The following is a 25,569-nucleotide window of genomic DNA, read 5'->3' on the forward strand; positions in this document are numbered from 1 at the left end:
CTATAATAAATGATAAGACTCATCAAAATTTTTGATATTAAAGCGAGGGGTTCCCATGGATTTAACCTATTTCCGAACCTTTCGGGAGGTTGCACGGAGAAAGAGCTTTACACGAGCTGCTGAAGAATTGGGCTATGCGCAATCGAGTATTACGATGCAAATTCAGAAGTTGGAACGAGAGTATGGCGTACCCCTTTTCGAAAGATACGGACGTCAGCTTCGATTAACAGCACCCGGAGAAAGTTTGCTAAAGCTAGTCTTGCAGATGCTTGACCTCTACGATCAATCCAAAGAAATGATACTTAACAAGCGAAGTCAGCGGAACACTGACGATCGGTACGATTAACTCACTTGCTGCTTACTATTTACCACCCTATTTACATGTGCTGAAACAACAATTTCCTGGACTGAATATCCAGCTCTTTCCTGACAGTGAAGCTTCCCTCATTACTAAAGTAAGAGATGGGGACTATGACATTGGACTCCTACTAGATCGTTATCCAGCAGATACCACACTTACTTGTACAAAGGTCAGAGAAGAACCTTTAGTTTTGGTGGCACCGCTTGAGCATCCTTTAACGAAACAAACACAAATACAACTAACCGATTTTCAGCAAGCCGAATTTATCGTAACTGAAGAGGGCTGCATCTATCGAGGTATGTTTGAAAAGTTACTAAAAGATCATGCTGTCCCGCTTCAAATTGGATTTGAGCTCGGTAATTTAGAAACAATTAAACACTGTGTCATGAATGGGCTTGGTATCGCCCTGCTGCCCCAAATTGCTGTACAGAACGAACTGGAACTAGGGAAACTAGCTCATCTTCCTTTTTCACATTCGGACTTAAAATTAGACCTTCAACTGCTGCTTCACCCCAAAAAATGGATGTCTCAGCCCTTACAAACATTCATTCAACTACTGACTCAAGGATAACCTCAGCAAATAAAAAAAGAAGCTCTCCTTTTCGTAAAGGTAGAGCTTCTTCCGTTATGAACTTATATGCGGATGTTGGCTTGCTTCAAAGCGTCTCCGCCGCAAATCGCAGTCAGAACTGACCTACATACCAAACGCAGCAGGATTCGATCTCCAAGAACGAAGGAGCTCCATGTCCTCTTGTTTGATTTTCCCCTTCTCTAGAGCCACTTCAAGCAGTGTAGAGTAGTTGGAAAGTGTATATAGTGGCATATCAGCAGCTTGGAATGCTTCTGTAGCTTTATCTAACTGATAGGAGAAAATCGCCAGCACGCCCAGTGCTACAGCACCAGCTTCTTTGACAGCAATAGCTGCTTTCAAAGAACTGCCACCCGTAGAGATAAGATCCTCAATCACGATCACCTTTTGTCCCGGTTTCACAGTGCCTTCAATCAAGTTCTCTTTGCCATGTCCTTTGGCTTTATCACGAATGTAGATCATCGGGAGACCTAGCTTCTGAGCAACCCAAGCGGCATGAGGAATGCCCGCTGTTGCCGTACCAGCTACAACCTCAGCATCCGGGAATTTCTCTTGGATCAAAGCTGCGAAGCCGTCAGCGATCGATTCGCGAATAGCTGGGTGTGACATCGTCAGACGATTGTCACAATAGATTGGCGATTTGAGGCCAGAAGTCCATGTAAAAGGCTGTTGCGGTCGAAGTGCTACCGCTTCGATATCTAATAATGACGCTGCAATATGCTGCGCGATTGTTTCGAGTTGACTCATGTTACTTCCACCGTTCCTTCCGTTGTTAGACAAAGCATGCTACACGATTGAATCGATAATCGCTTCAATTGCTGCTCTTGGATCCGCTGCTCCTGTGATCGGTCGACCGATCACGACGTAATCCGTTCCCTGCGCGAATGCCTCAGCCGGCGTCATAATGCGCGACTGGTCGCCCACGTCGGCTCCCGCAGGGCGAATGCCTGGTGTCACGGTGACGAAACCGTCACCGCACACCGCCTTAATCGCGGTCACCTCAAGCGGTGACGCGACGACCCCCTGCAGCCCCGCAGCATGCGCCAAGCGGGCATAGCGAATGACGGCCTGCTCAACCGTACCGGTCAGGCCGATCTCGTCATTCAGCACCTGTACACTGGTGCTGGTTAATTGCGTCACGCCGATGACAATCGGACGCGAAGCACCTACAGCTAGCCCCTTGTCGACACCCTCCAAGGCGGCTTCCATCATTTGCTTGCCTCCGGCAGCATGGACATTGAACACGTCAACCCCAAGGCGCGTCACGCTTTCCGCGCCGCCTTTGACCGTGTTCGGAATGTCATGCATCTTCACATCGAGGAACACCTTGTAGCCGCGATCCTTCAGACTCGCGACGAAGCCGGGACCCGCAGCATAGAACAGCTGCATGCCCACCTTCACGTAGCAAGGGATGCCTTCGAGCTGCTTAAGCAGCCCTTCAGCACCTTCTGCGTTCGCATAATCCAAAGCGACCATAATGCGTCCAGTAACATCTGTGCGAGTTAGCGTACTCAAGTTCGTCACTCTCCTTTAGACATGAATTGGCATTGCACGTGAGGAGAAGTTGATCGCTTCAAGCATATTAACAAGCGCTCTTACTGTATCAAGTGATGTCATACAAACCACACCGTTCTCAACCGCTTCACGACGAATGCGGAAGCCGTCACGCTCTGGCTCTTTACCTTTCGTCAGTGTGTTCACAACGAACTGTGCATCACCGCTGCGGATGAGATCCAGAATGTTAGGCGAACCTTCGCTCAGCTTGTTCACAGTCGTCACTGGAAGACCAGCTTGTTCAATCGCCGCTGCTGTTCCGCCTGTTGCAATGATTTTATATCCTAGGCGATAGAAGCCCTTTAAGATTTCAATCGCTTCCTCTTTATCTTTGTCAGCTACCGTTACTACGACAGATCCTGCTGCAGGAATTTTCATCCCCGCTCCAATTAAGCCTTTGTAGAGTGCTTTGGCAAAATTGATATCGCGCCCCATAACCTCGCCCGTCGATTTCATCTCAGGTCCGAGCGTCGTATCTACACGGCGCAGCTTAGCGAAGGAGAATACTGGCACTTTAACCGATACGTACTTGTCTTCCGGCCATAAACCGCCTTGGTAGCCCATATCAGCCAGCTTTTGTCCCATAATGACGCGTGTAGCCACGTTGGCCATCGGGATGTTCGTTACTTTGCTCAAGAAAGGCACGGTTCTGGAAGAGCGCGGGTTTACCTCGATCACATACACTTGATCGTTATGAATAACGAATTGGATGTTAACCAGACCAACTACGTTCAGCTCAAGGCCGATTTTCGTCGTAATGTCGATAATTTGTTGTTTAATCTCATCCGAAACGGATTGCGGTGGATAAACCGCGATGGAGTCACCGGAGTGAACCCCTGCGCGTTCAACGTGTTCCATAATCCCTGGGATTAGAACCGTTTCTCTATCGCAGATGGCATCAACCTCTACCTCTTTACCAAGCATGTAGCGATCGATCAGAACAGGATGCTCAGGGTTGATTTTCACGGCATATTCCATGTAGCTTAGCAATTCTTCATCGGAGTAGACGATTTCCATTGCGCGTCCACCTAGGACGTAGGATGGGCGAACAATAACCGGATATCCGAATTTCGCAGCTGTACCCACAGCTTGGTCAACCGATGTAACGGTGCCGCCTGGTGGTTGAGCAATCGAGAGCTTGCTAAGTAAGGCTTCAAATTTCTTGCGATCTTCCGCTGTATCGATACTTTCCAGATCGGAACCGAGAATGCGTACACCAGCTTTGTGTAAAGGTGCAGCCAAGTTAATCGCTGTTTGACCACCGAATTGAACGATAACCCCGATTGGGTTCTCGCGTTCGATTACATTCATCACATCTTCAAAGAACAAAGGCTCGAAGTACAAGCGATCAGATGTATTGAAATCCGTTGACACCGTTTCTGGGTTATTGTTGATAATAACCGCTTCGTAACCTGCTGCTTGGATCGCCCAAACCGCATGAACCGTGGAGTAATCGAACTCAATCCCTTGACCGATACGAATCGGGCCGGAACCCAGAACAACCACTTTTTCTTTCGTTGTTTCCGTAACTTCATCTTCTTGCTCATAAGTCGAATAGTAGTATGGCGTTGAAGCTTCGAATTCCGCTGCGCAAGTATCTACCATTTTGTAAACTGGCTTGATATTTTGTTGTAGACGATGAGTTCGGATGTCAGCTTCTTTGGTAAATGTCGAGCAGCCCGCAAGTGCGCGAATTTCGGCAATGGCACGATCTGTGAAGCCTTTGCGTTTCGTTTCGAAAAGCAGCTCGTTTGTAAGCTCGCTAGCTGCAATCTCTTTTTCGTATTTAATCAGACCATCCAGTTTGTTCAAGAACCACCAGTCAATATTCGTCAATTTTTGCAATTGTTCCACGGTATAACCTCTACGATAAGCTTCTGCTAGTAAGAACAAGCGCTCATCATCGGGCTTTTGCAGGCGGAACTCGAGTGTTTCTTGATCTATGAGATCTGTCTCTTTCAAGAACAAACGGTGTACGCCGATCTCTAAGGAACGAACCGCTTTATGAATGGACTCTTCGAATGTACGGCCAATCGCCATAACTTCGCCAGTCGCTTTCATTTGCGTACCCAGCTTACGGTTTGCTGCCGTGAATTTATCGAACGGCCAACGTGGAATTTTGGAAACGATGTAATCCAGAGCTGGCTCGAAGCATGCATAGGTTTGGCCTGTAACTGGATTGACTAGCTCATCGAGCGTGTAGCCAATCGCAATTTTAGCAGCCATCTTCGCAATCGGATAACCCGTTGCTTTGGATGCAAGCGCTGATGAACGGCTTACACGCGGGTTCACTTCGATTACGTAATATTGGAAGCTGTGCGGATCAAGCGCGTACTGAACGTTACAGCCACCCTCGATGTTCAAGGCGCGAATGATTTTAAGCGAAGCCGAACGCAGCATTTGATACTCACGGTCCGACAATGTTTGGCTTGGTGCTACAACGATACTATCTCCGGTATGAACACCTACTGGATCAAAGTTCTCCATGTTACATACCACGATGCAATTATCGTTCGCGTCACGCATAACTTCGTACTCGACTTCTTTCATGCCTGCAATACTGCGCTCTACCAGACATTGGCCGATTGGGCTGTAGCGAATTCCGGAAGCCACAATTTCGGTCAACTCTTCCATCGTGTTACAGATACCGCCGCCCGTTCCACCTAATGTGTAGGCAGGACGAATGATGATTGGAAACCCGATCTCGTTAGCAAAATCTACCGCTTGAGCGACCGTCGTTACGATTACGCTATCTGGTACAGGCTGCTCTAATTCTCTCATCAAGTCTCTGAAAAGGTCGCGGTCCTCTGCTTTCTCAATCGCCGTAAGCTGTGTTCCCAGAAGCTTCACGTTCTCGCTTTCCAGAACACCCGCACGAGCTAGCTCAACAGCCATGTTCAGACCTGTTTGACCACCGAGTGTTGGAAGCAAACCATCCGGACGTTCTTGACGAATGATTTGCGTAACAAACTCAAGCGTGATCGGTTCGATATATACTTTATCCGCCATGTTCGTATCCGTCATGATCGTAGCAGGGTTGCTGTTGATCAGGATAACTTCCATGCCTTCTTCTTTTAGCGCTTGGCAAGCTTGCGTACCTGCATAGTCAAATTCCGCTGCCTGACCGATGACGATAGGACCGGAACCGATAACGAGAATCTTTTTGAGTGTATTATTTTTTGGCATATTGCAGTTCCTCCTTCACAGATGTCGATGCCGTGGAAGCTTTCCACTGTGCAAGCATTTGCGCTTGGCGCGGCTGCTGTGGGTTATCGATTTTGTGCTGACGAATCAGCGAGATGAAATCATCGAACAAGTAGCTGGAGTCAAATGGCCCTGGTGCTGCCTCTGGGTGATACTGAACCGAGAAGGCAGGGTATTTCTTATGTTTCAAGCCTTCAATGGTGCGGTCATTATTATTGATGTGCGTCACTTCAAGGTCAGTTCCTTGGACGGATTCTTCCTTAACCGTGTAGCCATGGTTTTGCGATGTAATGTAGCAGCGTCCAGAAATTAAATCTTTTACCGGATGGTTGCCGCCGCGGTGACCGAACTTCAGTTTATCTGTATCTGCACCGCAAGCCAGTGCGAACAGCTGATGACCCAAGCAAATACCGAAGAGCGGGATATCGCCGAGCAAGCCTTTAATCATTTCGACAGCGTGAGGTACGTCTTTCGGATCCCCAGGGCCGTTAGACAGCAGCACGCCGTCTGGCGCAAGGCGACGAATTTGTTCAGCTGTAGCTTCTTGAGGTACAACAACAACGTCACAGTCACGTTTGCTAAGATCACGGATAATTCCGCTTTTTGCACCATAATCAACAAGTACGATACGTTCCTTATGTCCAGGTGCGCCGTATACACTTTTCGTGGATACACGAGCGACTTGATCTGTCATTAGAGGCGTTCCTCTTAAGATTTCAGTCAGCTCAGCAATGGATTTATTGGATGTTGTCAAAAGGCTTTTCATAACGCCGTGATGACGGATTTTACGAGTTAACATGCGCGTATCGATGCCGCTGATCCCAACGATGCCGTATTCTTTCAGCAGGCTACCCAGCGTATATTGCGCTCTCCAGTTACTAGGAATCTCTTCATGCTCACGAACGACGAAGCCATGAATGAAAGGACGTACGGATTCAAAATCATCCCGAATCACACCGTAGTTCCCCACCAATGGATACGTCATCGTCACGATTTGACCGCAGTAGGAAGGATCAGAAAGCACCTCCTGATAACCTGTAATTCCTGTATTGAATACTACCTCGCCGACGGATTCACCTTCACTACCGAACGATTTTCCTGTAAAAAGAGTGCCGTCTTCCAGCAACAATCTTGCCTGCATGTTCTTTCAACTCCTTCGCTATTGTCAAACGATTCTCACGAACCGCAGATGTCATGCCTACAACTTCTTTGTGTAATGCATAAGATTTGCATAAAAAGCAATCATTCTGTATAAATATACACGATTTTTCGGCCTGCGTATAGATCTTAATGCGGATTTATGCTTGATTTCAATGCCATTTAAGAACGGTTTATGACCAAACCACTTTACCGGAAGCGATTGTAACAACCGGCCAGCCTTGCAGCTTCCAGCCGATGAATGGCGTGTTTTTGCTGCGTGAAACGATCTCTTCTTTGAGAACTTCGCGCTCTGTTTCCAAATCCACGATGGTGATATCAGCAGCACTGCCTACTTCAAGTGTTCCGTATGGAAGACCGAATACGTCGGCAGGTTTTTTCGTCATACGATCCACGAGGAAACCTAATGACCATTTGCCTGTCAGTACAAATTTCGTGTACAGCAGGGAGAACGCTGTTTCGAAGCCGAGTATGCCGAAAGGAGCCAGCATCATACCCTTCTCTTTCTCTTCTTCCGTGTGCGGCGCGTGATCCGTTACGATAATGTCTATCGTGCCGTCTTCCAAACCTTCAATGACAGCCTGCACATCGCGCGGCGTGCGCAGCGGCGGGTTCATCTTCCAGTTGGCATCGAGCCCTGGAATATCTTCATCTGAGAGCACGAGGTGATGTGGACATACCTCGGCAGTCACTTTAATGCCGAACTGCTTCGCATGGCGGATCAGACGAACGGACTGCTCGGTGCTTACGTGGCACACGTGATAGTGAACACCCGTCGCTTCGGCTAGCAGCACGTCGCGGCCCACATGAATCGCCTCGGACTCGTTCGGGATTCCCTTCAGTCCGTGCTTCTTCGCGAACGCGCCTTCGCTTACCGGCGCGCCAACTACAAGCGTGTCATCCTCGCAATGTGCGATGATTGGCATACCGATCGATGCAGCCAAAGCCATCGCATCTTTCATCATTTGCGCGCTTTGCACGCCGACACCATCGTCTGTGTAGCCGATGACGCCCGCTTCTTTCAGCGCAGCGAAATCAGTCAACTCGCGGCCGAGCTCGTTCTTCGTAATCGTACCGTATGGAAGAACACGGACGACACCTTCCGTTGCAGCTTTATCCAATATGTAGTTCACTGTATCAACGGTATCGATCACAGGTCTTGTATTCGGCATGCAAGCTATAGTTGTGAAGCCGCCTCTTGCTGCGGAACGTGTTCCGGTCGCGATATTTTCTTTATGTTCAAATCCAGGCTCTCTCAGGTGGACATGCATATCGATGAATCCTGGAGTCACTAGCTTACCTGCTGCATCAATGACTTCATGGCCTTCAGTTTGTGGAGCCGAACCTTCTACTACATCAATAACCTTTGCAATTTTATCATTCTCTACCAAAATGTGTTTCTTCGCTTGTACATTATTTACATCGACGGTAAGTCCGTTTAATATCCAAATGCCCATTGTGTTGAAGTCCCCCTGTTTTATGATAAAGCTCGTTCGATGACCGCCATACGAATCGGAACACCGTGAGCAATTTGTGTGAAAATTTTGGATTTCTCGTGTTCAACCAACTCATCATCAAGCTCTACATTTCGATTCACCGGAGCCGGATGCATGATGATTGCGTGAGGAGCCATGCGGCTTGCACGCTCTGCCGTTAGCCCGTATTGCTCGCGATATTCCTCTGCCGAGCGAATAATTCCTTTGTCGTGCCGTTCAAGCTGTACACGCAGCATCATGACCACATCAGCTTTCAGTGCTTCCTCGAAGGACACATATGGAGCAAATTCAGCCAACTCCGGAGCTTGCATGCTTTCGGGCGCGCAGAACTGCACCTTTGCTCCTAAGGCAATGAGTCCCCATAGGTTGGAGCGAGCGACACGACTGTGCAGGATGTCTCCGATGATGGAGACCGTCAAACCTTTGATGGCGCCGAACTGTTTGCGCATCGTGTAGAAATCGAGCAGCGCCTGCGTTGGATGCTCGTTATTGCCGTCCCCCGCGTTAATGAGCGGGATTTTGATTTTCTCAGCCAGCTCTTGCAGGACACCGTTCGGCTTCAAACGGATGATACCGGCATCGATGCCCATGGACTCGAGTGTACGGACTGTATCGTAGATGGACTCCCCTTTTTGTACACTGGATTCCGCAGCGGAGAAATTGAGCACGTCGGCTCCGAGCCGCTTTTGCGCCAGTTCAAAGGAGAACCGAGTTCTTGTACTATTTTCAAAAAACAAGTTGGAAACGAATTTGCCTTGAAATTGATTCGTCACCTTCGAAGGATATTGTTCCCAGTAGGCAGCACGATCAAGAATGCTCGTTATCTCCCCTGCGCTTACGCCTTTCAATCCTAGAAAATGCTTGGTTTGTATACTCACGATACTCACTCCTGTTTCCCCCTCTGTTGAAGTATAATGACGCCATCTTTATCATCGATTTCCGTAAGCAGCACTTCAATACTTTCACTTTTGGAGGTAGGTACGTTCTTTCCTACATAATCAGGGCGAATGGGCAATTCACGATGCCCCCTGTCAACTAGTACGGCTAGCTGGATCATCTGCGGTCTGCCCAGATCGATCAATGCATCCATAGCTGCTCTCACTGTTCTTCCGGTGTAAAGCACATCATCGAACAGGATGATTTTGCGGTCTTGAATTTGGATCTTACCGCCTTCCTGAACATTTTCCACTGATTTCACCTTCACGCGATCATCACGATAAGAAGTGATATCAATCTCACCGACAGGAATCGGCACACCTTCAATCTCAAGAATTCGCTCTGCTACTCGCTTGGCCAAGTAAATACCACGGGTCCGAATCCCAATCAAGGTACAATCCTCTACCCCTTTATTCTTTTCCAGTATCTCATGTGCAATCCGTGTTAGTGCTCTGCGAATTCCCATTTCATCAATAATCGTGTGTTCGGCCGTTTCATTCATCTTTATCGCCTCCTAAGAGTTTTGCTTTAGCAAAACTGACATCGTAAGCATTGGCTGAGTTTTCCGTAGGAAAACTTGCATCGTAAGCATTAGCTGAGTTTTGCTTTAGCAAAACCAAAAAACTCCTTGCCATTTGTTGGCAAGGAGTTACGAGAGCATAAAGATACAGAGCGGGGCATAAGGATGCGCACATCCCCAAGCTTAGTCATACACTGAATCCGCGACTCAGTATATCCCGTCTTTTCTCATCGACTACCTTGCCAGCCTCTCTGGACTGTTTTTAAAGGTACATATTTAATTAAAAGAATTATCCCACTTTCGACACGATAAGTCAATATCTATTTCATGAACTTGCTTTGAGCTAGCGCTCAGCCATGTGTTATAATTTACATATAAAAACACGAGCTTTGTCCGTTTTCTCGCGAAAACTCAGCAACGCTTATAATGCCAGTTTTGTTAAGGCAAAACGCTAAGGAGGAACCCATGTTCAAACTGTTTCGGCTTCTGAAACCGTACAAAATTTCTGTGGTTGCGATTATTACTTTGATGCTATTGCAATCACTGGCGCAGTTGTACCTGCCAACACTGCTCGCTGACATTGTCGATGTCGGGGTTATGAAAGGAGATATTCCTTATATTCTCCGGTTTGGCGCTTACATGCTTTTAGTAGCCATGGGCGCGATGGTTTGTGTCATCATCGCAAGCTACTTGTTGGCACGAACGGCGACAGGATTCGGCAAGGATTTACGACGAACGCTTTTTACCCATGTTGAAAGCTTCTCCTTGCACGAATTTGATAAACTCGGTACTTCCTCCCTCATTACCAGAACCACGAATGACATCGCACAAGTTCAGCAAGTGATTGTCATGATGCGGATGTTCATCGGCGCACCTACGATGCTAGTCGGCGGAGTCATCATGGCCACTTATAAGGACGCTCATCTCGCCATTGTATTAATTTCTATCATCCCGATTCTTGCACTTGCTATTGTAGGGATCATGCGTAAAGGACTTCCCTTATTCAAAACATTGCAGATCAAAATCGATGGCATCAATCTCGTGCTGCGTGAAAATTTAACCGGTATCCGCGTCATTCGCGCCTTTAACCGTTCCGAACATGAAAAGCGTAAATTCGAAAAAGCGAACCTGGATTACACGCAAACAGCCGTAAAAGTAAATGTAATCATGTCCACGATGATGCCCATCATGATGCTTGTATTTAATCTTGGGGTTGTCGTCATTCTTTGGTACGGCGGAGTTCGCATTGATGCCAATCAAATGCAGATTGGTGACTTAATGGCCTTTATCCAATATGCCATGCAAATTATGTTTTCAATGTTCATGATGACGATGATTTTCATGATGATTCCACGTGCATCTGCTTCTTCTGTCCGTATTAATGAAGTTTTAGAACTACAATCTAACATAAATAGCACCGAAATGGCGAAATCTCTAAATTCCAATCAAGCTGCTGTTGAGTTTAAGCATGTATCCTTTAGTTATCCGGGGGCTGAACAACCAGCAATTCGTGATCTATCCTTCCGCGCTGAGCCTGGTGAGGTAACAGCGATTATTGGAGGAACCGGATCGGGCAAGACGACCCTCATTCATTTACTGTTGCGCTTCTATGATGTTGAGTCCGGCACTATCATCTTAGATGGTCATCCCCTGCCTACTTTGAAGTTAGAAAGCCTAAGACAGCAAATCGGTTATGTCCCACAAAAGGCGGCGCTTTTCTCAGGAACAGTTGCGGATAACATTCGTTTTGGACGTGAGATGGCAACGGAAGATGAAATCCAGCATGCTGCGACCACTGCGCAAGCTGCAGATTTCATCGCCGAGATGAAAGAAGGCTATCAAGCTGTTCTCGCCCAAGGTGGCACGAACCTGTCCGGTGGCCAGAAGCAGCGGCTTGCCATTGCCCGTGCACTTGTTCGTAAACCGAACATTTATGTATTTGATGATAGCTTCTCTGCACTTGATTTCAAAACAGATGCTAAGCTTCGGGCAGCCCTCAAAACCGAAACCGAGCAAGCAACGATGATTATTGTCGCCCAACGCGTCAGTACAATTATGGACGCTAACCGAATTATCGTACTGGAAGAAGGACAAATTGCAGGGATAGGCACCCATTCAGAACTGATGAAAACATGTGTTGTGTATCAAGAAATTGTTGCTTCTCAGCTGTCAGAGGAGGAAATTGCATGAGTGACAAACCAAAAGAGAAAGCTCCTTCTCAAGCGGGGGTAAACCCCGGTCACTTTGGCCGAGGCGGCATGGGCGGCATGGGAATGCCAGTCCAGAAGGCTAAGGATTTCAAGGGAACAATACGACGGTTGTCGAGTTATATGAGTCCTTTCCGTATATCTATCCTGCTTGTTTTTATCTCGGCTGTGCTCAGCACACTCTTCAGTATTATTAGTCCCAAACTCATGGGTAACGCAACAACCATATTGTATGAAGGCTCTATCGCGAAGCTCAAAGGTGTTGCCGGCGCCAAAATTGACTTTGATGCCATTTTCCAAATCGTTTTTATTCTTTCAGCTCTCTACATACTCAGCGCCATACTCACCTTCATCCAACAGTGGATTATGGTCGGTGTCACACAGAAAATCGTATTTAATCTTCGTAGAGATATTAGCGAGAAGCTCACCCGAGTACCTCTCTCCTTATTCGACTCACGCAGTCATGGGGACACGATGAGCCGAGCTACTAACGACGTAGATACGATCAGTTCTACCATGCAGCAAAGCTTGACACAGTTGATTACTTCAATCGTGACCTTAGTCGGGATCATTATTATGATGCTAACCATTAGTCCTTTGTTGACCTTGGCCACCATCGTAACCTTGCCGCTCAGCATTTTGGGAACGAAAATGATTGCATCACGGTCTCAGAAGTTTTTTAAAGGACAACAAAAAACACTCGGTGAACTGAATGGTCACGTGGAAGAAATGTACACAGGCCATACCATTGTCAAAGCTTTCGGCCGTGAGCATAAATCGGTTGAGCAATTCAATGAAATTAATGAACGTTTGTATCATTTAGGCTGGCGTGCACAGTTTATCTCGGGGATGATTTTCCCCCTTATGTCCTTTATCGGGAATATCGGCTACGTATTGGTCAGTGTGATTGGTGGCATCATGGTAACAAATGGGGCTATTAAAATCGGAGATATTCTTGCGTTTATTCAATACTCAGGGCAATTTGGGATGCCGATTGCACAGGTAGCTAATATAGCTAACGTGATTCAATCAACAATCGCCGCCGCGGAACGTATCTTCGAGTTGTTAGATGAGCCTGAGGAAGTACAGGAAATCACCCATGTAAAAACGACCCAGAATGTCCAAGGTCATGTTCAATTTAAACAGGTTACCTTTACTTACAAAGAGGATACTACCCCGTTAATTCAAGATATGAATATCCAAGTAGAGCCAGGACAAACGGTTGCCATTGTTGGCCCCACAGGTGCGGGTAAAACAACGATTGTCAATCTACTGATGCGTTTCTACGAATTAAAGGGTGGTACGATTTCCATTGATGCGGTAGACACACGTGAAATGTCACGCAGTCATCTGCGCGGACTGTTCGGTATGGTACTGCAAGACACATGGCTGTTCAACGGAACGATTCGCGAGAATATCGCTTACGGACGTCATGGTGCCACTGAAGACGAGATCGTTAGTGCTGCTCGCGCGGCCTATGCTGATCATTTCATTCGAACCTTGCCGGAAGGTTACGATACCAAGCTGAATGAAGAAGCATCCAACCTTTCACATGGGCAAAAGCAGCTTCTCACCATTGCTCGCGCCATACTTGCGGATCCAACCATTTTGATTCTTGATGAAGCGACGAGCAGCGTAGATACACGCACGGAAGTGTCCATCCAAAAGGCGATGAGTAACCTGATGGAAGGGCGCACAAGCTTCGTCATTGCACATCGACTTTCCACCATACGAGATGCCGATCTCATTCTTGTTATGAATCATGGTACTGTTATTGAACAAGGAACACATGAACAGCTATTGGAACAGCACGGCTTTTATGCAGATCTGTACAATAGTCAGTTCGCTCAAAAAGCTATATGAATACACATTGGCCGAAATGCCCCCTTTCTGATAATATAGGAGAGTCAATCTAAATTTTAAGGAGATGTCACCATGACCGAGATGAATACGTTAGAAATTATTCAGTTTATTAAAGAAAGCAAGAAAAAGACCCCTGTTAAAGTATACGTAAAAGGAAACCTTGAAGGTATTAACTTTGGCGAAGGCAGCCAAACCTTCTTATCCGGTGAAAGCGGAGTTGTTTTTGGCGAATGGAGCGAAATCCAGCCCATTCTTGAAGCAAACAAAGCGCAAATCGCTGATTTCGTAGTTGAAGCGGATCGTCGCAATTCTGCGATTCCAATGCTTGATCTGAAGCCAATCAATGCGCGCATTGAACCAGGTGCGATCATTCGTGATAAAGTACATATCGGAGATAACGCCGTCATCATGATGGGTGCTCTCATTAATATTGGCGCTTCTGTTGGCGATGGTACAATGATCGACATGAATGCTGTTCTTGGCGGTAGAGCACAAGTCGGCAAAATGTGTCACATCGGTGCTGGTGCAGTAGTAGCAGGCGTTATCGAGCCCCCTTCCGCACAGCCTTGTGTGATTGAGGATGATGTGCTTGTTGGAGCGAATGCCGTTATCTTGGAAGGTGTTCGCATCGGAAAAGGATCTGTTGTTGCTGCCGGCGCTATCGTTACACAAGACGTAGAAGAATATACGGTTGTAGCAGGAGCACCTGCACGAGTGATTAAGAAAGTGGACGATAAAACGAAGTCCAAAACAGAAATTTTACAAGATCTGCGCACCCTGTAAGGTGTTCTGGAGGAATTCACCATGCTTAGCCCATTCATAGAGCTGCGCCGTCAGCTTCACCAAATTCCGGAGCCGGGCTTTCAAGAGTTCAAAACGCAACAGCTTCTCCTTGACCATCTATCAAAGCTTCCTCAGGATAGACTGACGATTCGCACTTGGCGCACTGGCATTCTGGTTTACATCAAAGGTACGAATCCTACCAAACGCTTCGGATATCGTGCAGATATGGACGGGCTGCCCATTACGGAAGAGACCTCTCTTCCGTTTCCATCCCAGCATCCAGGTTACATGCATGCGTGCGGACATGATTTTCACATGTCAATTGGGATGGGCGTTGTTACCCATTTCGCTCAGCAGCCTATGCAGGATGACCTAATTGTGTTATTTCAGCCGGCAGAAGAAGGCCCAGGCGGCGCTTTACCCATGCTTGCTGCTGAAGAATTGAAGGATTGGAAGCCCGACCAGATGGTTGCTCTCCATATAGCACCTGAGTATCCAGTAGGCACGATTGCCACGAGGCCGGAGATCTTGTTTGCCAATACGTCTGAGCTGTTCATTGACCTGCTAGGCAAAGGTGGACATGCCGCTTACCCGCACCAAGCAAACGATATGATCATAGCGGCGACACAAATGGTCGGTCAACTGCAAACCATTGTTTCCCGTAATGTGAATCCGCTTGATTCGGCCGTCATTACCATTGGTAAAATGGAAGCCGGTACAAAGCAAAACATCATTGCGGAAAAAGCCCGCTTGGAAGGCACGATTCGCACCCTTTCCGCTGATTCTATGAACAAGATCAAGAAACGCATCGAAGCTGTAGCTGCAGGGATCGAAAGTTCCTTCGAGTGTCAAATCTCCATTGATTATGGCTCGAATTACCGCCAAGTGTTCAATGATCCTGCTTTGACCGTGGAATTCATGGACTGGCTGCGCGGTAACGATAATATACAGCTTGTGGAGTGTACAGAAGCGATGACAGGCGAAGACTTTGGCTACTTTTTGGAGCAAATACCTGGCTTCATGTTCTGGTTAGGGGTAGACACCCCTCATGGGTTGCATAACGCCAAGCTTGATCCTAACGAGAGCGCTATTGATGTAGCCATAGATACCATTACAGCGTATTTACGATTTAAATCTAATTAATAACAAAGAAAAACCTCCAACCCACTTTCATTGTGGATTTGGAGGTTTTTTCGTATTGTCATTAATGTAATGTCGACTAATAAAATGCTTTACAATTAGCTAGCTCACGCTAGTTTATTGACAAAGCGCTCAAGACGATCAAGTGACTGTTCCAATACTTCTTGTGAATAAGCATAAGAAATTCGGATATAACCTTCTCCGTAAGAAGTGAAAGCATCTCCAGGAACAACAGCAACATGTTCCTCATGAAGCAACCTCATGGTAAATTCCTGAGAGGATAATCCAAACTTCGCTATGGAAGGGAACAAATAAAAAGCCCCATTCGGCTTCTCCAACTCGAAGCCCATAGCAAGTAAACGGTCATAGACATAATCCCTACGAACTTCATAGGCATTGCGCATAGGCAGAGCATCATCTATACCTACTGTCAGAGCCTCTAATGCCGCATACTGGCTTACAGAGCTTGCGCAAGTTACATTATACTGATGCACCTTGACCATATGCTCCGTAATGTAAGCCGGCGCTAATGTAAATCCAACTCGCCAGCCTGTCATAGCATGGGATTTGGAGAGGCCATTAATGACAATCGTTTTCTCACGCAGCTTGCCCATCGTTGCAATAGACTGATGACGAACACCGTAAACAAGCTCACTATAAATTTCATCGGATAAAATAAACAATTCCCGATCTTCTAATAATTGAGCCAAATCGGCCAATTCCTGCTCCGTGAGTACTTGGCCTGTAGGATTAGACGGGTAACATAAGATAACGCAGCGTGTGTTGGCTGAAAGATAAGGCTCAAGTAACTCTGCCGTTAATTTCAAGCCATTCGGTCTAGTATCGACGTAGACAGGGATTCCCCCTGCTAATCTGATTAAAGGCTCGTACCCAGGGTATATAGGTGCGGGAATAATAACTTCAGCACCAGGTGTAAGAATGGTACGTAACGTAATGTCTACTGCTTGACTCGCTCCAGCTGTCACGATAATTTCATCAGCCGCGCGGTATTGTTGGCCATACTTAGTTTGAACAAAACTGGATACTGCTTCTCGCAGTTCCAATAGTCCGGGATTTTGCGTATAAACCGTTTTATTTTGATCCAAAGCCCTCTGCCCAGCCTCAATAATATGCCGCGGCGTCGGGAAATCAGGCTGTCCAATCGTTAACGTCAAAGCGCCTGGAATGGTGCTCACAAGATTAGAAATTTTACGTATGCCTGAAATTTGAATGTCTTTCACTTGCGGATTAATCAGATGCTCCATGTGATTCACTCCTCTCCCATTGGGAAGAACCCTAGGATGTTCGAATTGTTTGTAGAAGCTGTTCCATATCTGCTGGAATCGGTGCTTCAAATTGCAACCATTCCCCTGTACGCGGATGCTTAAAGCCAAGAATGGCAGCGTGCAGCGCCTGGCCATCCATGAGCATCCCTTTGCTCTTGCCATACATCGGATCACCTACAAGAGGGTGACCTATGAATTTCATATGCACACGAATTTGATGGGTTCTTCCTGTTTCCAGCTTTAATTCCACCAAGGTGAAATCGCCAAAGCGTTCAATAACTACGAAATGAGTTACCGCTTGCTTACTGTTTTTCTCCGTTACCGTATACATCTTGCGGTCATTTGAATCGCGACCTATCGGAGCGTCAATGGTACCTTGATCATGCTGTAGATTCCCATGTACCAAGGCGATATATTTGCGATTGACTGTATGAGCCTTTAACTGCTCAGCTAAGCTAGCGTGTGCTTTGTCATTCTTTGCTGACATGATAAGCCCGGATGTGTCCTTATCAATTCGATGTACGATTCCAGGACGCAGTTCTCCGTTGATACCAGATAGATCCTTGCAATGGTACATTAATGCGTTAACCAATGTACCAGAGTAATGGCCAGGTGCTGGATGAACGACAAGTCCCCGCTGTTTATTGATCACGATGACATCAGCGTCTTCGTATACCACATTAAGAGGAATGTTTTCCGCGGCAAGCTCAACACCCTGTGGTTCAGGAATGCGCAAAGAAATAACATCTTGTTCAGACAGCTTATAGTTTGGTTTTATTGCTTTCCCATTCACTTTAACATGCCCGTCTTTGACCCATTGCTGAACGAGTGTTCTCGACACATCTTCTTCCAATGCTTCCGTAATGAATTTATCAATACGTTCACTGGCATACTGTACTTCAACTGTCCATTCGACGACATCATTAGTCGCGGCCTCAGATGAGGTCTGATTTGTGTTCATTCGTTGCTCCTTTTTTCTCTTTTCTCCAAGTAAGTAACGATTCTAAGAAAATCAGGATTACCCCGATCACGATGGCCGAATCAGCTAGATTGAAAATCGGATAAATATAATAAATGGCTTTGCCGAACAAGCTAAAATCAAAGGTAAACTGCAGGAAATCCACAACTTCACCGAATAAAGCTCGATCAATGAAATTACCGATTGCTCCTCCTAGCAGAAGACTAAGCGCAAAAGATAGCAAAACTTTTCTTTCACTAATCGTCCGACGCATGTACCAGAGAATACCAATCACAACAATGAGCGTAATCACAATGAAAAACCATCTTTGGTTTTGCAAAATACCAAATGCCGCTCCCCTATTGCGATGCGACGTCAGGATGAAGAAATCACCCAGCACTGGACGTTCCTCGCCAAGTGGAATCCGTTTTACAATAAACCATTTGGATACTTGATCCAAAATAAATACGATGAGCGCATAAAAATAATATTTCATTATCTTTTCCTCCTGAGAGTTTTGCTTTAGCAAAACTTACTTCGTAAGCTTAAACAAGTTCCTTATTTCCTTAGTTTCAAGGAATTACCTCACTAAAAAAAGCTGTCACTCGGCATTATAACGGTATGCATCAGCTGTTAGAAAGGAGCTGTACGACGACCTATGAGCCATTTATCCGAGGAGCAATTAAGAGAATTATATCTGCAATTATTGGAGGAAAAGCTTTATCTCGAGAAACATTTTGCCACGAATGATAATTACGGCCTGTCCAATTCTTTCAAAGATAGTACCGGTGAGCTCTCCATGTACGATAATCATCCAGGAGACATCGCCACAGAAATTTACGAACGAGAAAAAGATATTTCACTCAACGAACATGCTGAATTTCATTTAAATCAAGTCAATGAAGCCTTAGCTCGCATGGAGAGTGGAGAATATGGCATATGTGTGTTCAGCAAACAACCGATTCCCTTTGAGCGCCTTCAAGCTATCCCTACCACAATTTACAGCTTAGAACACGTTCCAGATCCTGATCGATCATTCAGAAGACCTGTTGAAGAACAAGTGCTCTACCCACCTTTTGGCCGAACCAGCTTTGACGAACGTGACGATGAGACCGAATTCGATGGTGAGGATGCCTGGCAAATCGTTGAAAGTTGGGGCACCTCCAATTCACCTGCATTTGCTGAAGATCCCAACGTTGAAAGCTATGATGAAATGTATGTGGAAGCTGATGAACACGTTGGTTATGTTGAGTCTTTCGAGAGCTTTGTTGCGACAGACCTATATGGTGAACATGTTACCATTGTTAGAGGCAAGGCCTACCGTGATTATATGCATAACGGTGAGGGCGATCCTCTACTCGAACCAGAAAACCTTTCCGGCTCAGAGGATGAGCAGCTCTAGAAAAAATAGGACAAACGAGCTTCGCATATAGCGAAAGCTCGTTTGCTTCCTTTACTCGTGGTAATGAGCCGAAACAACGTCATTACATCTGGCACAAAGTGTCGGATGTTCTTTACTTTGCCCCACCTCAGGAGTCACTATCCAGCAGCGCTCGCACTTCTCGCCTTCAGCTACAGTGATAGCAATAGCAGCATCCTTCGATTGATACACCCCAACAGGAGCATCCGTACCAGGTTTATGCACGGTCACAGCAGACACGATGAACAGCTGATCCAACTGCTCCAATTGCATAAGTAAGCCGTAAGTGGCTTCATTCGGATATAAGTGTACAGCAGCACCTAACGAGTTACCGATTACTTTCTCTTTACGTGCTTCTTCGAGAGCTTTCAGCACTTCATCTCTAACATCCAGGAAGCTATTCCATTTATTTTCCAATTCTTCCTTGTATAAACTTGAATCAACTTCCGGCAGCTCTGCTAATTGCACACTGCTGAGTTCAACTCCAGGAATGTACTTCCATACTTCATCTGCTGTATGTGGAAGAATAGGTGAGATCAACTTCGTAATCGCAGTTAAGGTAGCATATAATACGGTTTGCGAAGCTTTCCGAGAAGAATCATGAGGCGCGTTTGCATATAAACGATCCTTGATAATATCTAAGTAGAAAGAGCTCATTTCAACCGCGCAGAAATGATGAATCGTTTGGTAAACGACATGGAATTCATACGCTTCATAAGCCTTCACTACCTTCTCAATCATGCGATTCAAGCGGATCAAGGCATAACGATCGAGCTCAGATAAACTTTCCGTTGCAACACGATCTGTTTCTGGGTTGAAATGACTCATGTTACCCAGCAAGAAGCGCATCGTGTTGCGAATTTTACGGTATACTTCCGTTGTTTGGTTCAAGATATTATCCGAGATCCGGTGATCCGATTGATAGTCGACTGAGGATACCCACAGACGCAAGATATCGGCGCCTAGCTTACCACACACAACATTCGGATCAATCGTGTTACCGATCGACTTGGACATTTTCCGTCCTTCTCCATCCAGCGTAAAGCCATGGCTGAGAACGCCTTTATATGGCGATTTCTCTCTTGTGGCAACACCTGTAATGAGGGAGGAGTTAAACCATCCACGGTACTGGTCAGACCCCTCTAAATACAGATCCGCAGGCCACTGCAGCTCAGGACGGGATTCTAAAACAGCCACATGGCTAGAACCAGAATCAAACCATACGTCCATGATATCCGTTTCCTTACGGAACTCACCATGACCACATTTGGAGCAGCTAGTTCTCTGAGGAAGGAGATCTTTTTCATCCTTGATAAACCAAGCATTTGAGCCTTCTTGCTCAAATAACTGTGCCACATGTTCAATGGTTTGCTCATTGACTAGCGGTTCGTTACAGCTGCGGCAGTAGAAGATTGGAATAGGAACCCCCCATGCACGCTGCCTCGAAATACACCAGTCTCCGCGATCTGCAATCATGTTATGCAGGCGGATTTCGCCCCACTCTGGCGTCCACTTGACTTGTTTGATTTCATCCAGCATCTCTTGTCTGAATTTATCGATAGACGCGAACCACTGCTCTGTTGCTCTATAAATAACAGGCTTCTTCGTGCGCCAATCATGGGCATATTGATGCTGAATTTCGCCAGCTTTAAGTAATAGACCTGATTCTTGCAGCTTCTCGATAATCAGCTTGCCGCCTTTTTCGTAGAACATGCCTTCAAACCCTGGTGCTTCAGCTGTGAAATGCCCTTGATCATCTACAGGACATAGCACTCCGATGTTATAACGTTGTCCAATTGCGAAGTCGTCTTCCCCATGTCCAGGAGCCGTGTGTACACAGCCTGTACCCGCTTCTAGTGTCACATGTTCGCCAACCATCACAAGCGATTCACGGTCATAGAACGGATGCTGGCACGTAACGAACTCGAGCTCGCTGCCTTTTACCGTCGATAACACTTCGTAATCGGTCCAGCCAATTTCCTTAGCTGCAGCTGCAAGTAAACCTTGTGCGAGTACATATTTCTTCCCACCGGCTTGAACAACAGCATAGTCGAACTCAGGATGAAGTGAAATGCCCAGGTTGGCTGGCAGTGTCCATGCCGTTGTCGTCCAGATCACAATAGCGGCATCCTGCGGCAGCTTGCCTTTGCCGTCTTTAACAGGGAACGCCACATAAATGGAAGTGGAGGTTTTTTCTTTGTACTCAATTTCAGCTTCTGCAAGTGCACTTTCGGAAGATGGGGACCAATAAACAGGCTTCAAACCTTTGTATACAAAGCCTTTTTGTACCATCTTGCCGAAAACCCGAATTTGCTGAGCTTCATAATTCGGCTGCAGTGTGATATATGGATTCTTCCAGTCACCGCGAATACCCAGACGTTGGAATTGGCTCTTCTGTTTCTCAACAGACTGAAGGGCGTACTCTTTGCAATATTCACGGAACTCAGGGACGGTCATTTTTTTACGATCGACTTTCCCACTGTTCGTAATCACCTGCTCAATTGGCAATCCGTGTGTATCCCAGCCTGGAACATATGGCGCATCGAAGCCTTGTAATGTTTTGAATCGCACGATGATATCTTTCAATACCTTGTTTAACGCATGTCCGATATGAATATCACCGTTCGCGTACGGAGGTCCATCATGCAGAATGAATTTTGTTCTGCCTTTGCGACTCTCCTGCACTTTGGCATAAATGTCTTCAGCTTCCCAGTGTTCTTGAATTTTCGGTTCCGCCTGCGGCAAATTGCCTCTCATCGGAAACTCCGTTTGTAGTAAATTTAATGTTTTGCCATAATCCATGCCAACCACTCCATTCCTGCCTTAAACTTTATGTTGTTAGAAAAACAAAAAAAGCCTCTCATCCCCAAAAGGGACGAGAAACTTTAACTCGCGGTACCACCCTCGTTAAAAAGCAAATGAACATACACCTTACGGCGTATCGAACTTAAGCTTAATCACTCGATCATGTGTAACGGCATGACCCGTTTCTCTCTACTCGCTTCAAGAGACGCTCCTGGGGGATATTCGGTACGCTGCAGAGATTAGGCTCACACCAATACCCTAATTCGCTGACACTGCTAAATTCGACCTACTCGTTCCAGTCATAGCTTTACTGAGATACATTTAACAGGAGTATAACCAATTCGTTAGGCATAGTCAATAAGACAGCAACCTAATCATCGATTCCTACTCTTCTTTATTTTCAAACTGCATACTTTGCCAGCCTTCCGTGTTGAGCAGCTCTAATTGTGCTTCAAGCAGCGTACGGAAGCGTGTGCGATAAATGGAGGCTTGTTTCTTCAACTCTTCAATCTCCAAAGCAACCTTGCGTGAACGCGTCAAGGATTCGTTAATAATCCGATCTGCATTCTTCTCAGCTTCCTTCAAGATCAGCTGTGCTTCTTTCTTAGCATTGCTTCTCACTTCATCCGCAGCTTCTTGAGCAACGATAATCGTTTTACTAAGTGATTCCTCAATATTCGTGAAATGATCCAAACGTTCCTGCAGAGTCACCGTTTGATTGTGTAAGTCTTTATTCTCACGAATCAATGCCTCGTAATCCTTAATGACTTGATCCAGGAATTCATTCACTTGATCTTCATCATAACCGCGGAACGAGCGGGAAAACTCCTTATTATGTATATCTAGCGGTGTTAATGGCATCAGTGCCCCTCCTTAGCGTTTTGCGCAGCAAAACTGACTTCGTAAGCATAAGCTGAGCTTTCTTCTAAGAAAGCTAGTTTGAACCCACATCTATACTGAATCAGTTCGACAGAAAATAAGCAATTCCTGCAAAGTTCGTGGATAAATGTTCCACTTTCATGCAAATTTGCCGATCTTCACACGAATTCGCCCTTTTTTCGTTACGCCTTCCACTTCAAGCACCTTGAATCTACCAAATCCTTGCAAAGACACCATATCTCCCTCTTTAAGGGGCTTACTAGGATCTTCCTCCAGCTTCCAATTGACGCGGCAGCGGCCAGCTTGAATGGGAACCAATATTTTAGCACGGCTAAGCCTGAATACATCGCTCACAATCCCGTCCATACGCATTGATGCAACAGACAGGTTCAGCTCGTCCAATTGTATTTGAGCGAGTTCCAGCTTATCTAAAGACAGCAGTTCTGTTTGTACATGAACCCTATGTACCTGGGACAAATTCAAATGCAGGTAATCCGCAGCATCCTGGGTAACCAAACAATGGCAGCCGCCCTCTATAACATGAATATCGCCAACCTTGTCTCGCTTCATGCCGAGTCCAAGAATGGCGCCCATGTAATCTCCATGTTCTAATGTTAGAAATTTGCCGTCTCCGGAAGAAACGGACAAGACCGCCATCGCCATATCTTCCCCATCCAAAGATCGGTAATCTGGGGCAATCAGAGCTCTTTTTCGTTCGGCGGCCGAATATCCGCCATCTAGACGGCAGTGGACATCTGGGTGTCGATTAACGAGTGATGTCAGTATAAAAGCTTGTCTGGGATCTAGAAAATCCGTTAGCTTCACAGCATGCTGCTCAGCTGCCCGTTCCACCCAATCCCAGGCTTTATCGACAAAATGGTGTTCATCCGAATGAAAATGACCATAGAGTTCTTTTGGCAATGTTAGAACAACCCCACAATGAAATCGAGAACAGCCATAATCCCCATAACCACAAATCGCAGTGCGATTAAGGCCACAATTGGTGAGAGATCAATCATTCCGATGCTAGGAATAATTTTCCGGAAAGGGCTTAAATACGGTTCAACCAATTTCCCAAGGAGTCCTCCAACGAAGCTATCACGTGCATTAGGAAACCATGACAGGATCAAATAGCCGATAATCATGAAATAATAAATTTCCATCAAAATACTAAGATAATAGTGAACGTAATTCACGTATGCATCCACCTCTGTGTTAGGATATGTGCCTATTCTTCACCCATCATCTCGGAGATGTGACCATGAATATCAACTGAATCTGGTGTACAGAGGAAGATATTTGGTCCTAGTTTGGATATAGACCCATTCAAAGCATATACCGTCCCGCTTAAGAAATCTACGATACGTATGGCTTGATCACCACGAACTCGCTGCAAATTGACAATCACAGCTCTTCTGGAGCGAAGATGATCTGCAATATCCTGCGTCTCTTCATAGGTTCGAGGTTCACTTAGCACAACACGTGCATTTTTCTGTGAATGAATGCTGACGACATTCGCCTTATTTTTATTACGTAATTCATAAGGATTGGTTTCAGGTTCTTCTGTTGCTTCCACAATGCGCTCCCGCTCCACAACCTCTTCCTCTTCTTGCAGCCCAAGAAAATTCATAAATCGGTTATAAACACCCACTATAGTTCCCTCCTTATCATGTTCTTAAATCAGGTTATCTAAAGTTCTTTCCCCACCAAAATAGTGCCCAAACGAACCCAAGTTGCACCTTCTTCAATTGCTACTTCAAAGTCTCCAGACATGCCCATGGATAACTCCGTAATTTCGTATGGGAAAATTCTCCGCTCATTCAGACGGTCTCGCAATTCTCGCAATCCACGGAAGACAGGTCTTGTTGCATCGGCCTCCATCTCATAGGGAGCCATGGTCATCAAACCTGTGATATGTATATGTTTTAGCCCACTAACTTCTGTAGCAAAATCGAAGAAATGCTCAGGTGCAATACCATACTTTGATTCTTCGCCGGAAACGTTCACTTGCAATAAACAGTTCACTTCAATTCCCAAAGCTGCAGCCTGCTTGTCCAGTTCTTTGGCCAGAGATATCCGATCCAACGAGTGAATGTAGGCGAATTTGCCAATGACGTCCTTTACTTTATTCGTTTGCAAATGCCCAATGAAATGCCATGTTCCCCGTTCGTGGAGCGCTTCCCACTTCGGCTTTACATCCTGCCAGCGATTTTCCCCGATGTGCAGAAGTCCTGCATCCAAAACGCTTTTGGTCGTCTCTAAGGAAACATATTTCGTTACAGCAATCATCTTAACTTCGTTCTCACTCCGTCCAGACCGCTTACAAGCTGCGGCGACACGGGCTTCAACCTCATCTTTACGGGCTAGTATACTCACTTATGAAGACACCTCAATTCAACGCTTCGCTTGC

23 protein-coding genes and 1 other annotated feature are annotated in these 25,569 nt (G+C 46.1%); of the genes, 7 read left to right on the forward strand and 16 right to left on the reverse strand.

Annotated elements, in window-relative coordinates; all coding sequences use genetic code 11:
* Positions 1-55 precede the first annotated feature (55 nt).
* Both QFZ77_RS27020 and QFZ77_RS27025 read left to right on the forward strand, forming a co-directional pair.
* The gene (locus QFZ77_RS27020) at positions 56-346 is read left to right on the forward strand and encodes a LysR family transcriptional regulator (protein WP_307444201.1); all 291 of its coding nucleotides are present in this window, start codon (positions 56-58) and stop codon (positions 344-346) included.
* The gene (locus QFZ77_RS27025; RefSeq protein ID WP_307449876.1) at positions 342-932 is read left to right on the forward strand and encodes a LysR family transcriptional regulator substrate-binding protein; all 591 of its coding nucleotides are present in this window, start codon (positions 342-344) and stop codon (positions 930-932) included. The genes QFZ77_RS27020 and QFZ77_RS27025 overlap by 5 nt, the downstream gene beginning before the upstream one ends.
* Positions 933-1,055: 123 nt before the next feature.
* On the opposite strand, the gene pyrE is transcribed toward QFZ77_RS27025, so the two are convergent.
* From pyrE to pyrR, 7 genes are all read right to left on the reverse strand, one after another.
* A complete protein-coding gene (gene pyrE, locus QFZ77_RS27030) occupies positions 1,056-1,697 on the reverse strand; it encodes an orotate phosphoribosyltransferase (protein ID WP_307444202.1) in 642 nt (213 codons plus the stop codon).
* A gap of 39 nt (positions 1,698-1,736) precedes the next feature.
* Entirely contained in the window at positions 1,737-2,426 is a 690-nt protein-coding gene (gene pyrF, locus QFZ77_RS27035) for an orotidine-5'-phosphate decarboxylase (RefSeq protein ID WP_307449879.1), read from the reverse strand.
* A 54-nt stretch (positions 2,427-2,480) separates the two neighbouring features.
* Positions 2,481-5,690: a carbamoyl-phosphate synthase large subunit gene (carB, locus tag QFZ77_RS27040; RefSeq protein WP_307444204.1), complete on the reverse strand. Its 3,210-nt coding sequence runs from the start codon at positions 5,688-5,690 to the stop codon at positions 2,481-2,483.
* A complete protein-coding gene (gene carA, locus QFZ77_RS27045) occupies positions 5,677-6,849 on the reverse strand; it encodes a glutamine-hydrolyzing carbamoyl-phosphate synthase small subunit (RefSeq protein ID WP_307444205.1) in 1,173 nt (390 codons plus the stop codon). The genes carB and carA overlap by 14 nt, the downstream gene beginning before the upstream one ends.
* A gap of 190 nt (positions 6,850-7,039) precedes the next feature.
* Positions 7,040-8,323, reverse strand: coding sequence for a dihydroorotase (locus QFZ77_RS27050; protein WP_307444206.1), 1,284 nt, complete (start codon positions 8,321-8,323; stop codon positions 7,040-7,042).
* Positions 8,324-8,343: 20 nt separating this feature from the next.
* Positions 8,344-9,249: an aspartate carbamoyltransferase catalytic subunit gene (locus QFZ77_RS27055; RefSeq protein ID WP_307444208.1), complete on the reverse strand. Its 906-nt coding sequence runs from the start codon at positions 9,247-9,249 to the stop codon at positions 8,344-8,346.
* Positions 9,246-9,800, reverse strand: coding sequence for a bifunctional pyr operon transcriptional regulator/uracil phosphoribosyltransferase PyrR (pyrR, locus tag QFZ77_RS27060; protein WP_307444209.1), 555 nt, complete (start codon positions 9,798-9,800; stop codon positions 9,246-9,248). The genes QFZ77_RS27055 and pyrR overlap by 4 nt, the downstream gene beginning before the upstream one ends.
* A 483-nt stretch (positions 9,801-10,283) precedes the next feature.
* Between pyrR and QFZ77_RS27065 the strand changes: the two genes are divergently transcribed.
* The 4 genes from QFZ77_RS27065 (at position 10,284) to QFZ77_RS27080 (ending at position 15,814) form a co-directional block, all read left to right on the forward strand.
* A complete protein-coding gene (locus tag QFZ77_RS27065) occupies positions 10,284-12,008 on the forward strand; it encodes an ABC transporter ATP-binding protein (RefSeq protein WP_307444211.1) in 1,725 nt (574 codons plus the stop codon).
* Positions 12,005-13,888: an ABC transporter ATP-binding protein gene (locus tag QFZ77_RS27070; RefSeq protein ID WP_307444213.1), complete on the forward strand. Its 1,884-nt coding sequence runs from the start codon at positions 12,005-12,007 to the stop codon at positions 13,886-13,888. The genes QFZ77_RS27065 and QFZ77_RS27070 overlap by 4 nt, the downstream gene beginning before the upstream one ends.
* A 72-nt stretch (positions 13,889-13,960) precedes the next feature.
* Entirely contained in the window at positions 13,961-14,671 is a 711-nt protein-coding gene (gene dapD, locus QFZ77_RS27075; RefSeq protein WP_307444214.1) for a 2,3,4,5-tetrahydropyridine-2,6-dicarboxylate N-acetyltransferase, read from the forward strand.
* A gap of 21 nt (positions 14,672-14,692) precedes the next feature.
* Entirely contained in the window at positions 14,693-15,814 is a 1,122-nt protein-coding gene (locus QFZ77_RS27080) for an N-acetyldiaminopimelate deacetylase (RefSeq protein ID WP_307444216.1), read from the forward strand.
* Between the two features lie 104 nt (positions 15,815-15,918).
* On the opposite strand, the gene QFZ77_RS27085 is transcribed toward QFZ77_RS27080, so the two are convergent.
* Genes QFZ77_RS27085 through lspA form a run of 3 tightly spaced genes read right to left on the reverse strand, consistent with a single transcriptional unit; the run spans position 15,919 to position 18,551 of the window.
* Complete coding sequence (locus QFZ77_RS27085) at positions 15,919-17,076, reverse strand: aminotransferase A (RefSeq protein WP_307444218.1); 1,158 nt, start codon at positions 17,074-17,076, stop codon at positions 15,919-15,921.
* 31 nt (positions 17,077-17,107) lie between these two features.
* Positions 17,108-18,058, reverse strand: coding sequence for an RluA family pseudouridine synthase (locus QFZ77_RS27090; protein ID WP_307444220.1), 951 nt, complete (start codon positions 18,056-18,058; stop codon positions 17,108-17,110).
* Positions 18,033-18,551, reverse strand: coding sequence for a signal peptidase II (gene lspA / locus QFZ77_RS27095; RefSeq protein WP_307444222.1), 519 nt, complete (start codon positions 18,549-18,551; stop codon positions 18,033-18,035). The genes QFZ77_RS27090 and lspA overlap by 26 nt, the downstream gene beginning before the upstream one ends.
* 162 nt (positions 18,552-18,713) lie before the next feature.
* On the opposite strand from lspA, the gene QFZ77_RS27100 reads away from it, so the two are divergent.
* Complete coding sequence (locus QFZ77_RS27100; RefSeq protein ID WP_307444224.1) at positions 18,714-19,457, forward strand: TraR/DksA C4-type zinc finger protein; 744 nt, start codon at positions 18,714-18,716, stop codon at positions 19,455-19,457.
* Positions 19,458-19,508: 51 nt separating this feature from the next.
* Here QFZ77_RS27100 and ileS read toward each other — a convergent pair whose 3' ends face one another.
* From ileS to QFZ77_RS27130, 6 genes are all read right to left on the reverse strand, one after another.
* The gene (ileS, locus tag QFZ77_RS27105; protein ID WP_307444226.1) at positions 19,509-22,277 is read right to left on the reverse strand and encodes an isoleucine--tRNA ligase; all 2,769 of its coding nucleotides are present in this window, start codon (positions 22,275-22,277) and stop codon (positions 19,509-19,511) included.
* Between the two features lie 66 nt (positions 22,278-22,343).
* Positions 22,344-22,592, reverse strand: a binding site (T-box leader).
* A 72-nt stretch (positions 22,593-22,664) separates the two neighbouring features.
* A complete protein-coding gene (locus tag QFZ77_RS27110) occupies positions 22,665-23,141 on the reverse strand; it encodes a DivIVA domain-containing protein (protein WP_029196502.1) in 477 nt (158 codons plus the stop codon).
* Between the two features lie 156 nt (positions 23,142-23,297).
* Positions 23,298-24,080: a YlmH family RNA-binding protein gene (locus QFZ77_RS27115; protein ID WP_307444227.1), complete on the reverse strand. Its 783-nt coding sequence runs from the start codon at positions 24,078-24,080 to the stop codon at positions 23,298-23,300.
* 2 nt (positions 24,081-24,082) lie between these two features.
* Positions 24,083-24,322 (reverse strand): YggT family protein, encoded by a 240-nt coding sequence (locus tag QFZ77_RS27120; protein ID WP_373462771.1) that lies wholly within the window; start codon positions 24,320-24,322, stop codon positions 24,083-24,085.
* 65 nt (positions 24,323-24,387) lie between these two features.
* A complete protein-coding gene (locus QFZ77_RS27125) occupies positions 24,388-24,810 on the reverse strand; it encodes a cell division protein SepF (protein ID WP_171648417.1) in 423 nt (140 codons plus the stop codon).
* 38 nt (positions 24,811-24,848) lie between these two features.
* The gene (locus tag QFZ77_RS27130; protein WP_307444231.1) at positions 24,849-25,535 is read right to left on the reverse strand and encodes a YggS family pyridoxal phosphate-dependent enzyme; all 687 of its coding nucleotides are present in this window, start codon (positions 25,533-25,535) and stop codon (positions 24,849-24,851) included.
* Positions 25,536-25,569 lie beyond the last annotated feature (34 nt).

The sequence above is a fragment of the Paenibacillus sp. V4I3 genome (genome assembly GCF_030817215.1).
Classification (GTDB): domain Bacteria; phylum Bacillota; class Bacilli; order Paenibacillales; family NBRC-103111; genus Paenibacillus_E.

Excerpts from the sequence above, each read along its gene's own strand:
- QFZ77_RS27020 (WP_307444201.1), top strand. The coding sequence starts at position 56 with ATGGATTTAACCTATTTCCGAACCTTTCGGGAGGTTGCACGGAGAAAG.
- pyrE (WP_307444202.1), bottom strand. The coding sequence starts at position 1,697 with ATGAGTCAACTCGAAACAATCGCGCAGCATATTGCAGCGTCATTATTA.
- pyrF (WP_307449879.1), bottom strand. The coding sequence starts at position 2,426 with ATGGTCGCTTTGGATTATGCGAACGCAGAAGGTGCTGAAGGGCTGCTT.
- carB (WP_307444204.1), bottom strand. The coding sequence starts at position 5,690 with ATGCCAAAAAATAATACACTCAAAAAGATTCTCGTTATCGGTTCCGGT.
- carA (WP_307444205.1), bottom strand. The coding sequence starts at position 6,849 with ATGCAGGCAAGATTGTTGCTGGAAGACGGCACTCTTTTTACAGGAAAA.
- QFZ77_RS27050 (WP_307444206.1), bottom strand. The coding sequence starts at position 8,323 with ATGGGCATTTGGATATTAAACGGACTTACCGTCGATGTAAATAATGTA.
- pyrR (WP_307444209.1), bottom strand. The coding sequence starts at position 9,800 with ATGAATGAAACGGCCGAACACACGATTATTGATGAAATGGGAATTCGC.
- QFZ77_RS27065 (WP_307444211.1), top strand. The coding sequence starts at position 10,284 with ATGTTCAAACTGTTTCGGCTTCTGAAACCGTACAAAATTTCTGTGGTT.
- QFZ77_RS27070 (WP_307444213.1), top strand. The coding sequence starts at position 12,005 with ATGAGTGACAAACCAAAAGAGAAAGCTCCTTCTCAAGCGGGGGTAAAC.
- dapD (WP_307444214.1), top strand. The coding sequence starts at position 13,961 with ATGACCGAGATGAATACGTTAGAAATTATTCAGTTTATTAAAGAAAGC.
- QFZ77_RS27080 (WP_307444216.1), top strand. The coding sequence starts at position 14,693 with ATGCTTAGCCCATTCATAGAGCTGCGCCGTCAGCTTCACCAAATTCCG.
- QFZ77_RS27085 (WP_307444218.1), bottom strand. The coding sequence starts at position 17,076 with ATGGAGCATCTGATTAATCCGCAAGTGAAAGACATTCAAATTTCAGGC.
- QFZ77_RS27090 (WP_307444220.1), bottom strand. The coding sequence starts at position 18,058 with ATGAACACAAATCAGACCTCATCTGAGGCCGCGACTAATGATGTCGTC.
- lspA (WP_307444222.1), bottom strand. The coding sequence starts at position 18,551 with ATGAAATATTATTTTTATGCGCTCATCGTATTTATTTTGGATCAAGTA.
- QFZ77_RS27100 (WP_307444224.1), top strand. The coding sequence starts at position 18,714 with ATGAGCCATTTATCCGAGGAGCAATTAAGAGAATTATATCTGCAATTA.
- ileS (WP_307444226.1), bottom strand. The coding sequence starts at position 22,277 with ATGGATTATGGCAAAACATTAAATTTACTACAAACGGAGTTTCCGATG.
- QFZ77_RS27110 (WP_029196502.1), bottom strand. The coding sequence starts at position 23,141 with ATGCCATTAACACCGCTAGATATACATAATAAGGAGTTTTCCCGCTCG.
- QFZ77_RS27120 (WP_373462771.1), bottom strand. The coding sequence starts at position 24,322 with ATGGAAATTTATTATTTCATGATTATCGGCTATTTGATCCTGTCATGG.